10 protein-coding genes are annotated in these 10,926 nt (G+C 69.4%); 3 read left to right on the forward strand and 7 right to left on the reverse strand.

Annotation, left to right across the window (positions count from 1 at the left end):
• Window positions 1-147: 147 nt before the first annotated feature.
• From Acor_RS07260 to Acor_RS07275, 4 genes are all read right to left on the reverse strand, one after another.
• Entirely contained in the window at window positions 148-2,466 is a 2,319-nt protein-coding gene (locus Acor_RS07260; RefSeq protein ID WP_170316830.1) for a phosphoketolase family protein, read from the reverse strand.
• Window positions 2,467-2,515: 49 nt separating this feature from the next.
• The gene (locus Acor_RS07265) at window positions 2,516-4,303 is read right to left on the reverse strand and encodes a sensor histidine kinase (RefSeq protein ID WP_170316831.1); all 1,788 of its coding nucleotides are present in this window, start codon (window positions 4,301-4,303) and stop codon (window positions 2,516-2,518) included.
• 68 nt (window positions 4,304-4,371) lie between these two features.
• Window positions 4,372-4,908 (reverse strand): hypothetical protein, encoded by a 537-nt coding sequence (locus tag Acor_RS07270; RefSeq protein ID WP_155335790.1) that lies wholly within the window; start codon window positions 4,906-4,908, stop codon window positions 4,372-4,374.
• A 161-nt stretch (window positions 4,909-5,069) separates the two neighbouring features.
• Window positions 5,070-5,480, reverse strand: coding sequence for an Hsp20/alpha crystallin family protein (locus tag Acor_RS07275; RefSeq protein WP_155335791.1), 411 nt, complete (start codon window positions 5,478-5,480; stop codon window positions 5,070-5,072).
• A 177-nt stretch (window positions 5,481-5,657) separates the two neighbouring features.
• On the opposite strand from Acor_RS07275, the gene Acor_RS07280 reads away from it, so the two are divergent.
• The gene (locus Acor_RS07280) at window positions 5,658-6,302 is read left to right on the forward strand and encodes a response regulator (RefSeq protein WP_155335792.1); all 645 of its coding nucleotides are present in this window, start codon (window positions 5,658-5,660) and stop codon (window positions 6,300-6,302) included.
• 19 nt (window positions 6,303-6,321) lie between these two features.
• Here Acor_RS07280 and Acor_RS07285 read toward each other — a convergent pair whose 3' ends face one another.
• The 3 genes from Acor_RS07285 to Acor_RS07295 form a co-directional block, all read right to left on the reverse strand.
• Window positions 6,322-6,828 carry a TetR family transcriptional regulator gene (locus Acor_RS07285; RefSeq protein ID WP_218034169.1) on the reverse strand — a complete coding sequence of 169 codons (507 nt, stop codon included), beginning with the start codon at window positions 6,826-6,828 and terminating at the stop codon, window positions 6,322-6,324.
• Window positions 6,829-7,223: 395 nt separating this feature from the next.
• The gene (locus Acor_RS07290; protein ID WP_155335793.1) at window positions 7,224-7,931 is read right to left on the reverse strand and encodes a hypothetical protein; all 708 of its coding nucleotides are present in this window, start codon (window positions 7,929-7,931) and stop codon (window positions 7,224-7,226) included.
• Between the two features lie 134 nt (window positions 7,932-8,065).
• The gene (locus Acor_RS07295) at window positions 8,066-8,821 is read right to left on the reverse strand and encodes a class I SAM-dependent methyltransferase (RefSeq protein WP_155335794.1); all 756 of its coding nucleotides are present in this window, start codon (window positions 8,819-8,821) and stop codon (window positions 8,066-8,068) included.
• A gap of 92 nt (window positions 8,822-8,913) precedes the next feature.
• Between Acor_RS07295 and Acor_RS07300 the strand changes: the two genes are divergently transcribed.
• Window positions 8,914-9,396 carry a hypothetical protein gene (locus Acor_RS07300; protein ID WP_155335795.1) on the forward strand — a complete coding sequence of 161 codons (483 nt, stop codon included), beginning with the start codon at window positions 8,914-8,916 and terminating at the stop codon, window positions 9,394-9,396.
• 791 nt (window positions 9,397-10,187) lie between these two features.
• Entirely contained in the window at window positions 10,188-10,925 is a 738-nt protein-coding gene (locus tag Acor_RS07305; RefSeq protein ID WP_281353178.1) for a BMP family ABC transporter substrate-binding protein, read from the forward strand.
• Window position 10,926: the final 1 nt, after the last annotated feature.

A 10,926-nucleotide genomic window follows, 5' to 3' on the forward strand; every position in this document is an offset into this window, starting at 1 on the left:
AGGCTGCGTGATCAGCCAGCAGGCCGACCGGCCGGCCGCGCCCGGCCAGAGCCTGCGTGATCAGGCAGGCCAGGTCCGGTCGCGGATGGTCGGAGCCTGCGTGATCAGCCAGGCCCGGTCCGGTCACGGATTGCGGAGCCCGCGTGCTCAGGCGGCAGGCCAGGTCCAGTCGCGGATGGCCGGGTCGTCTTCGCCGTGTTCGCGGGTCCAGGCCCGGGCGCGCAGGCGGGCGTCGGACATGCGCTGGCGGAGGTGGGCCGCGGTGGCGCCCAGGCCGGGGACGCGGTCGATGACGTCCATGACCAGGTGGTAGCGGTCGATTTCGTTGAGCATCGCCATGTCGAAGGGGGTGGTGGTGGTGCCTTCCTCCTTGTAGCCGCGGACGTGCAGGTGGGCGTGGCCGTGGCGGCGGTAGGTGAGGCGGTGGATCAGCGCGGGGTAGCCGTGGAAGTTGAAGATGACCGGGCGGTCGGTGGTGAACAGGGTGTCGTATTCGAGGTCGGACATGCCGTGCGGATGTTCGGACGGAGGCTGGAGGCGCATCAGGTCCACCACGTTGATCACGCGGATCTTCAGGGCCGGCAGGTGCTCGCGGAGCAGGGCCGCGGCGGCCAGGGTTTCGAGCGTGGGCACGTCCCCAGCGCAGCCCAGCACGACATCAGGTTCGCCGTCGTGGTCGCTGGAGGCCCAGTCGATGATGCCCAGGCCGCGGGTGCAGTGCGTGATCGCCTCATCTATCGGGAACAGGTCGAGCACCGGCTGTTTGCCCGCCACGACCACGTTCACGTAGTCGCGCGAGCGGAGGCAGTGGTCGGCGACCGAGAGCAGGGTGTTGGCGTCCGGCGGCAGGTAGACGCGCACCACGGACGCCTTCTTGTTGACGACCACGTCCAGGAAGCCCGGATCCTGGTGGCTGAACCCGTTGTGGTCCTGCCGCCACACGTGCGAGGACAGCAGATAGTTGAGCGAGGCGATCGGCCGCCGCCACGGGATGTCGCGGCAGGCGTCCAGCCATTTGGCGTGCTGGTTGAACATTGCGTCGACGATGTGGATGAACGCCTCGTAGCAGTTGAACAGGCCGTGCCGTCCGGTCAGGAGATACCCCTCCAGCCAGCCCTGGCACAGGTGCTCGCTCAGCACCTCCATGACCCGGCCGCCGGGGGCGAGATGCTCGTCGGTGGACAGGGTCTCGGCGTTCCAGGCCCGCCCGGTGACCTCGAAAACGGCCGACAGGCGGTTGGAGTCGGTCTCGTCGGGGCCCATCAGCCGGAAGTCGCGCGGGTTCGCGACGATGACATCGCGCAGGAACCGGCCCAGCACCCGGGTCGGTTCGGTGAGCACGAGCCCGGGTTCGACGACCGGCACCGCGTAGTCGCGGAAGTCCGGCAGGGCCAGCGGGCGCACCAGCAGGCCGCCGTTGGTGTGCGGGCTGGCGCTCATCCGCAACACCCCGGCCGGTACGGTCTCCCGAATCTCGGCGACCGGACGACCGGCGGCGTCGAACAGCTCCTCCGGCCGGTAGGAACGCATCCACGCCTGCAACATGGCCAGATGTTCGGGGTTCTCGCGGACTTTGGCCAGCGGGACCTGATGCGCCCGCCAGGTCCCTTCGACCGGCAGGCCGTCGACCGAGTGCGGGCCGGTCCAGCCCTTGGGGGTCCGCAGAACGATCATGGGCATCCGGTCGGTACGGCCGGCCCGGTATGCCGTGATCTCGTCGAACACGGCGTCCAGGGTGGCGGCCATGAGCTCGTGGGTGACGGCCGGGTCGTCGCCTTCGACCAGGTGGGGGCGGTAGCCGTACCCTTCCAGCAGTTTGGCCAGGGCGGAGGCGGGGATGCGGGCCAGGACCGTGGGGTTGGCGATCTTGTAGCCGTTGAGGTGCAGGATGGGCAGGACGACCCCGTCCCTGGCCGGGTCCGTGAATTTGTTGGAGTGCCAGCTGGCGGCGAGGGGTCCGGTCTCCGCTTCTCCGTCGCCGATGACGCAGGCCACGACCAGGCCGGGGTTGTCGAAGGCGGCGCCGTACGCGTGGGCGAGGGAGTAGCCGAGTTCGCCGCCCTCGTGGATGGAGCCGGGGGTCTGCGGGGCCACGTGGCTGGGGATGCCGCCGGGGAAGGAGAACTGGCGGAACAGGCGGCGCATGCCGGTGGCGTCCTGGGAGACGTCCGGGTAGATCTCGGAATAGGTGCCTTCGAGCCAGGCGTGCGCCACGGCCGCGGGGCCGCCGTGGCCGGGGCCGGCGATGTAGATCATGTCCTGGCGGCGTTCGGCGATGATCCGGTTGAGGTGGGCGAAGCAGAAGTTCAGGCCGGGGGTGGTGCCCCAGTGGCCCAGCAGGCGGGGTTTGATGTGCTCGGGGCGCAGCGGCTCGGTCAGCAGGGGGTTGTCCAGCAGGTAGATCTGGCCGACGGAAAGGTAGTTGGCCGCGCGCCAGTAGGCGTCCACTCGATCCAGGGTGTCCATGTATTCCAGGGTCACCGCAGGCGCGCGCTCCTGCCAGAGACCTTGGTCCTCAGGTGAGGGGGACGCTCCAGATGATGCGGGTGCCGCCGCCGGGCGCGGCGTCGGCGGCGAACGATCCGCCCAGCTGGTCCGCCCGTTCGCGGAGGTTGCGCAATCCGCTCCGCCTGCCGTCGGGCGGGAGCCCCACACCGTTGTCCTCGACGATGAGCGTGACGTTCTCGCTGGTGACGATCGCGGACACTTGGGCTTTTGAGGCTTTCGCGTGCCGTACCACGTTGGAAAGCGCTTCCTGGAGTACGGCGAGCAGGTGGTCGGCGAGGGGGGCCGGAACGTCGTTGTCGAGCTGGCCCTCCATCCGGAGGCCGGGCATGAAGCCGAGATGGCCGCGGGCGCTCTCCAGCAGGTCGACGATCCGGGCCCGCAGGCTCGGCTCGGACTCGCCGGGCGGGGTCTGCAGGGCGAAGATGGTGGAGCGGATCTGGCGGATCGTGTCGTCCAGTTCGTCGATGGCGTGCCGGAGCCGGGTGGCGGACTCCGGGCGCTCCACCAGGCGAACCATGCTCATCAAGGTCATCGCGACCGCGAACAGGCGCTGAATGACCATGTCGTGCAGATCCTTGGCGATCCGGTCCCGGTCCTCCAGCAGGCTCAGGCGCTCGGCGTGCTCGCGCGCCTCGGCGAGTTCCAGGGCAAGGGCGGCCTGGCCCGCGAACGCGTGCAGCATGCGCAGCGTGGACGGCGTGAACGGCAGCCTGCCCGGCCGTTTGGCCAGCCCCAGGACACCGCGGACCGACCCGACCGCACCCAGCGGAATCGCGGCCACGGGGCCCCAGGAGGGATCGTCACTGGAACCCGCTCGCGGCTCGCCACTCCGGTAGGCGTCCGGCGAGACCGTCTCGTCCGGCGTGATCCCATGGACGGGCGACCTGGTCCGGTCGGTGACCAGCGTGAGCCCGTCGGAGGCGGACGTGCTCCGGCCGGTGGCCGACGTAAGCCCGTCGGCGGCCGACGTGGTCCCATCGGCGGCTGGCGTGAGCCCGTTGGCGGCCGGTTCGTCCACTGCGCCGTCGGCGTACATGACGCGCAGTTGCTTGGTGCTGTCCGGGAACATGATGGTGGCGAGATCGGCATCGGCCATCTGGCGGACCCGGCGGGCCACCTGGGTCAGTACCTCGTCCACGTCCTCGCCCGAGAGGAGGCTGGTGGTGACTTCCGTGGAGGCCTGGAGCCAGATTTCGCGGCGGCGGCTCTCCTCGTAGAGGCGGGCGTTCTCGATCGCGACGCCGGCGGCGGTGGCCAGGGCCGTCACCACGGCCTGGTCCTCCTCGTCGAACTCGGCGCCGCCGCGCTTCTCGGTCAGGTAGAGGTTGCCGAACACTTCGTCGCGGACTCGGACCGGGACGCCGAGGAAGGAGCCCATCGGCGGGTGGCCGGGTGGGAAGCCGTAGGAATCCGGGTGGTCGGAGATGCGTGCCAGTCGCAGCGGCACCGGTTCTTTGATCAGCAAGCCGAGCAGGCCCAGGCCGTGGGGCCAGTGTTCGATGCGGGCGATCTCCTCCTGGGTCAGGCCGACCGGGATGAACTCGACCAGCGTGTTCTCCTCGCCGATCACCCCCAGCGCTCCGTAACCGGCGTCGACCAGGCGGGCGGCGGTCTCCACGATGCGGCGCAGCACGGTCTCCAGCTCCAGGTCGCTGCCGACCAGGACCACTGCCTCCAGCAGGGCGTGCACCCGGTCCCGGGTGGAGAGCACGGCCTGCAACCGGGTCTGGAGTTCGGCCAGCAGTTCGTCCAGGCGCATGCTCGGGATGAGGGGGTGCGGCTCACTGGGGGTCATGTCGGGATTTTCGCACCCATAAGCCAGGACGCCCATCGGGGGTGGATGGGCGTCCTGGGGGCTCTGCGTTACTTGAGGACTGGGTGTTTCCGGACGATTGTGGTGTTGCCCCACCACCTGCCGAGGCCGAGGGTGTCGCCGGCTCCCGCCAGGGCCAGGCCGACCAGTACGGCGGCGTAGACGAGGTGCTCGTCCATGAAGGGGTTGGTGGCCAGTGGGAGTTCGGCCGCCCACATCAGGACCAGCAGCAGGCTGCCGGCCGCCGCCGCGATCAGCATGCCGGCACCGGTGATGAGCGCGACGCCGATGCCGATCAGGCCGAGCATGAACAGCCAGTCCACCCAGCCCTGACCGGCCAGCGTGGCGAAGAAGTCGCCGAGGGCGTGCTCGCCGGTGCCCTTCAGGAAACCGGTCGTCGGGCTGCCGCCGTTGATCCAGGCGCGGTCCGCGGGGGTGGCGAAACCCCAGCCGAAGGCCTTGTCGAGGAAGGCCCAGAGGAAGATCCAGCCGATGGCGATACGGGTGACGGCCCAGACGTGGTCGACGGGCCGGGAGGTGGTTCTCGGGGTGAGGGCGTTCGTGACGGGGAGGGTGGGGGTGGCCATCGTCGGCCCCTTTCGGTGGTGGCCCTGTGTGCTGTCGCATCTTTATGACAGCTTTATGACAGCGCTTCCGCCACCGGCTTTTGAGTGCTGAACGACTCCCGTCGGCCACCCCAGAAGTCCTTCACATTCGGGACTTTCGACCCTTCAAGACCCCATCTGATTCACGGGGTTGAGATGGGGACCCGCATGCCGGACTGCTTGTTCTCGGCGATCGGGACGGTGATCTCCAGGATGCCCTTGTCGTAGACGGCGTTGATGCCGTCTTCCATCGCGCCCATGGGCAAGCTGATCGATCGGGTCATGCTGCCGTACGAGAATTCGGTACGGGTTCCTTCCTTGTCCTCCTGGTGTCGTTCGGCGTGGACGGTCATCATTCCGCCGCTCACGGTTACCTCGACGTCCCTGGCCGGGTCCACGCCGGGGAGTTCGGCCCGCAGGACGTACTCGCCGTCGCGCATGAAGTCCTCGAACCGCACACCCTGGCCCATCGGGCGCATGCTGACCATCGGGGCCTGCAGCATGTCGAGGATCTCCGGGAAGAAGCCCCGGTCGCGGTGCGACATCGTGCCCATCACTCCACCTCCATTTGTCCGCTACCTTTCAGCTCAGCCGCGACGCGGCGGAGAGGGTAGGGACGGAAGTCCCTAATCGGACAAATTCGCAAATGGTCGGCCCGGCCGGGCGAGAGATCGCGCCACAGGTGACCTTGGTCCCTACACCCGGCAGCGATCAAGGCCTATTTTCAAGGCATGATTCGAGTGTTCCTGGTCGACGACCACGAGGTCGTCCGCCGTGGCGTGGCCGCCCTGCTGGAAGCGGAAGACGACATCGAGATCGTCGGTGAGGCGGGCACGGCCGAGTCGGCGATCGCCCGCATCACCGCGCTCAGACCGGACGTCGCCGTCCTGGACGTACGCCTGCCGGACGGGGACGGCGTCGGCGTCTGCCGCGAGGTCCGCTCCAGGATCCCCGAACTGGCCTGCCTGATGCTCACCTCCTACGCCGACGACGACGCCCTCTTCGACGCCGTCATGGCCGGCGCCGCCGGCTACGTCCTCAAGCAGATCCACGGCTCCGACCTGGTCGGCGCGGTACGCACCATCGCCGCCGGCCACTCCCTCCTGGACCCGCAAACCACCGCCACCATGCTCCAGCGCCTACGCGACCGAGCCGCCCGCAAAGACCCCCTGGCCGCCCTCTCCGACCAGGAACGCCAAATCCTCGACCTGATCGGCGAAGGCCTCACCAACCGCCAGATCGGCCAGCGCCTCTTCCTCGCCGAGAAAACCGTGAAGAACTACGTCTCCAACCTCCTCAGCAAACTCAGCATGGAACGCCGCACCCAGGCCGCCGCCATGGTCGCCCGAATGAAAGCCGAACGCCACCGCCCCTGACCCCTCGGGGTTGGAATTCCTACGAATCGGCGTCGGTGGCATCGCGGAAGCCGGTCTGGAGTAGCGCGAATGCCCGGTCGGCGTCGGCGACGGCCTCGGGATAGACCTCGTCGGCGGTTTGACCTGCCACCAGTCTTTGCCAGTTGGTTCGGGCGAGTACCCGTTGGACGGCGATCACTTGTGCCGCCTGGAGTCGTGCCGTGATGTCACCCCTGAGGACCTCTGCCAGGGACTCCTCGTTGTCGAGCATGTATTGGGTGACCCGTGCGGCCAGGCTCGGTGTGGTGAACACCAGGCGGTGGAAAGCCATGACCACGGGATGGTCGTTGAGGCCTGTGACGGGGTCGCGGCTGTCGAGGCCGGACCGGAAGTGCCGGTGGAGTGCGGTCAGCGGCGAGATTTCGGGCTGGCGGTCGCGCACCACCCGTGCGGCCTCACCCTGGTGGTCGGCGATCCGGTGCAGGATCAGGTCCTCTTTCGTGGGGAAGTAGCGGAAGAGGGTCGCCCCCTGCCTCGACCCGTTCACCGGCACACGGAAACGCCTGTTCGCCCTCTTCCGCGGACCCCATTTCACCCTGCTCGGCCTGGGCGAACGCTGCGGCACCACACTCAACGACCTCAAGACCGACATCGTCAAGCCCTACCTGATCGGGCCAGGCGGCCTCGCTGACGTCGCCGGGCACGTGGCACACACATACGGCCAGGACGCCCTTGTCCTCATCCGCCCAGACGGCTACATCGGCCTAATCGCCGCCCCGGACGACGCATCAGCGGTCACCGGCTACCTCCGCTCCTTGTAACCATTCGCAGTCCAGCCAAATGCGCCAAGGCGAGCTGCGCGCCATCATCCAGCCAGGGCCGCGAACGGCCCCACATCCCATGCCGCGAGTCGTAGTGGACGCCACCCGCTCCGCCGGGCCATCACGCGCGTTGCCCGCTGATTTCCGCCTGGTACGTCGCGGTGCCCATTCCGCTGTAGCCGGTGATGGCGATGGAGCCGGAGAGGTCGCCGTCGGCGTCTGTGGTGATGGTCATCTGGCCGGAGACCGGGGCGAAGATGGATGAGGTGATGTAGTCGTCGTTGACGGTGAAGTTGTTGGACAGGGTGGCGGCGATGCGTTCGTCGGGCTGGACCGTTACCGTTGAGCCGTCGACTTCGACGTAGGCCATGTCGAGTTGGGCGGCGCCCGCGCCGGGGATGCAGCCGGAGTTGCTGGCGAACCAGATCGCGCCCACTTCGGGGAGGCCGGCGGGCATACCGGAGACGAGGCAGACGTCGATGGGGTTGACGCCGTTGTTGGTGCCGACTTCGGCGATCGTCTCCTGGATGGTGACCGTGCCTTCGCGGGTGAATTCCGTCCAGCCGGCGACACCGGAAATGGTCACCGTGTAGGTGCCGCCGAAGAACTCGTCCTCGGTTTCCTCGGGGTCCTCGGCCGGGGTGGATTCTTCGTCGATGAGGGATTCCCCGTCGTCGGTTTCTTCCTCGATGGGCTCGGGGGGATCGGATTCGGCTGGAGGGGCCGTGGATTCCGCTGCCGCCGGGGGGATCGGGTTGGAGAATGAGGCGCTTTCTGGTTCCGACGAGCAGGAACAAAGCAGTAGGACCCCGCCGAGGACTGGGCCCATCCAAGCGAATCTCACGCCTGTCGGCGTATTTCTACGCGGCTTGCTCATAGCACAGAAACGTAGGCGGCGGAACAGGAGAGAATTGCCTCAGAAGAGGGGTTCCGTGCGGGTTAAGGCGGGGGTTCCCGATCAGGTCACGGGAGACCGATGATCAGGCGGAGTGAGCCCAGGAATTCGGGCTGACTGCGCAGGTGGCCGAAGCGGGCGTCCCAGGCGCCGCTCTCGAGGTCGGCGCGCAGGCGTTCCACGGCGCGGACCTCGTCGGCGTCGTCGACGAAACCCCACGCCGACTGGGATTTCCTGACCAGGGGGTCGAGGAGACGTTCGGGGCGGGCGTAGTAGGCCTCCGTGAAGCCGTCCACGCAGTCGATCGGGATCGCGACCGTCTCCACCCGGACGGTGCCGCCGACCCGGGCGGCGATCCAGTCGATGTCCGGGTATCGCGGGCTTTCCACGGCGAACAGCTCAGGGGCGTACTCACCGAGCCAGAGCAGGTCGAGCGCGGTGCCGTCGAACGTCATCACGACCACCGGCCCCCGGGAGACGCGGCGGAGTTCGCGCAGGCCGCGCTCCCGGTCCTTCCACTGGTGCACGGTGATCGAGGCCAGCGCGGCGTCGAAGGCGCCATCGTCGAACGGCAGGTCTTCGGCGGTCGCGTTCAGGGCGGGCACGCGGGTGGCGGGGCGCTGGGCGCGCATGGCCGCGGACGGTTCGACGGCGACGACATACCGGTCCTCGGGTTCGTACGACCCGGCGCCCGCGCCGACGTTGATCAGGCTGCGGCCCTCGCCCAGCGCGGCGTGCACCTGCGCCGCGATCCGCGGATCGGTGCGCCGCTGCACGGCGTAACCCTGGCCGTGGCTCTCGTAGTCGAAGTCTCCCGCGCTCATGCCCCGCTCCCCCGTCCGTAAGGCGACGCACAACACAGTAGTGGATCAACTTTGGCGGGTTTCGCCCACAAAGGTCAGAGCGGGATGTTCCCATGGCGGGCCCGCGCGGCGGCTCGGGCGGCTCCGCGCCGGAGGTCCTGGCCAGCTGGCTGGAGCGGCGGCCGACCGACCTGGCCCGGTGGCCGTCTCCCAGCCGGGAGTACGCGGAGCCGGCGTCGGCCAGCGCGTGCGCGAGTTCCAGCTGGTCCTGGGCGGACTGCAGGAGCTCCACCGCGTGCTCCAGCGCGGCCGGGCGCTGCTCGACCGGGAGGGTCGCGGCGCGCAGCCGGGTCGCGATGCCGCGCACCCTGGCCGAGCCGGGGCCGAGCCGCGCGAGCTGGTCGTCGGCGAAGGCCCTGGCGTCGGCCGTACGGCCGAGGTCGAGGCAGGCGCGGGCGGCGCCGAGCCGCCAGGCGGCCAGGCCGGGCAGGTCGGCGTCCCAGCTTCGCATAAGGTCGCCGCAGGCCAGGAAGTCGGCGAGGGCGTCCTCCGGGGCTCCGGCGGCGAGCCGGAAGGTGCCGCGCGCGGTCAGGTAGTGCAGCCCGACGGGGGTCTGGAACATCGCGTCCGGCACCGGGACGGCCAGGTAGCGTGCGGCGTCCTCGGGTTTGCCCAGGCCGGTCTTGGCCGTCACCATGGCGGCCAGCGGCAGCCCGAGCGCCACTCCCCAGGCGGCCGTGGGCAGGTGGGTGAGGGCGTCGCGGGCGCACCGCTCGGCGTCCCTGAGCCGCCCCTGGCGGATCGCGGTCTCGGCCCGGATGGCGGCGAACATGCCCTGCCAGTGCGGGTCGCAGTTGGTGGTGGTCTGTTCCAGCAGCGGCTCGCACCAGCGTCCGGCCAGGTCGGCGCGGTCGGCGTAGACGAGGGTGGCGAGCGCGGCGATGAGCGACTCCAGCGCGGGCGCGCCCATCGGGCAGAGCCGCAGCACGTCCTCGGCGCGGGTGACGGCCGCCCCGGGCGCCGCCGGATTACAGGTTGTTCTGGTAGGAAATACGTGGATATGCTCCCGATGCGCCATCGAGCACCACAGAACCAGGACCCATGAGACTCACCCCTGCCCTCTCGGGCCTCGCCGCTCTGCTCGCCCTCGCCGCGTGCGGCGGAACCGAGACCGGAACCCCGGCCACCACCGCCCCCGAAAAGTCGATCATCCTCATCACCCCGAACCCGGTCGGCGGCAACAGCTTCCTCCAGCTCGGCGTCAAGGGCGCGGAGGCCGCCGCCAAGGAACTCGGCGCCTCCTTCAAGCTGTACGAGAGCAAGGACCCGACCACCATCGCGCAGAACGTGGACGCGGCGGTCCGGGCCAAGCCGACGGTCATCGTGCATCAGCTTCTCCTTCGACGACGTGTTCAACACCGTCCCCAAGCAGCACCCCGGCCAGCAGTTCCTGCAGGTCGACTCGTGCGCCAAGGAGCAGGCCGCCAACCTGGCCTGCGTGTCGTTCAAGGAGCACGAGGCGGCGTACCTGGCGGGCGTCGAGGCGGGCCTGCTCACCAAGAGCGGCCAGATCGGCGTGGTGGCGGCGCTCGACACGCCGTTCATCCACCGCTGGATCGAGCCGTTCTTCGCCGGGGCCGCCTCGGTCAGGCCCGAGGTCACCGGCACCCCGCTCTACGTGGGCGGCACCAACCCGTTCAGCGACCCGGCCAGGGCCAAGTCCCAGGCCCAGACGCTGACCGGCCGCTGCGTGGACATCGTCTCGGCGGCGGCCTCCGGCGGCAACCAGGGCGTCTTCGAGGCGGTCGCGACCGCGGGCGCCAAGGGCTTCGGGGTGGACGTCAACCAGTGCGCCCAGAGCCCGGGGAACATCATCGACAACATCCTCAAGCACGTGGACGTGGCGGAGAGCGCGGCGATCAAGGAGATCGCGGCCGGGAAGACCGGCGGCGTGAAGGTCTACGGCCTGGCCGAGGGCGGCGTCGGCGTGGTCGCGCTGGATCCCGGCGTGGCCTCCTCCGGCTGCACGGTCGCCGACAACCCGGAGGTGCTGGCCAAGGTCAAGCAGGTCCGCGACGACATCGTGGCCGGGAAGATCACCGTCGCGGACCCGCTCCAGGGCTGAC

Source organism: Acrocarpospora corrugata (genome assembly GCF_009687845.1).
GTDB classification, from domain to species: Bacteria; Actinomycetota; Actinomycetes; order Streptosporangiales; family Streptosporangiaceae; genus Acrocarpospora; species Acrocarpospora corrugata.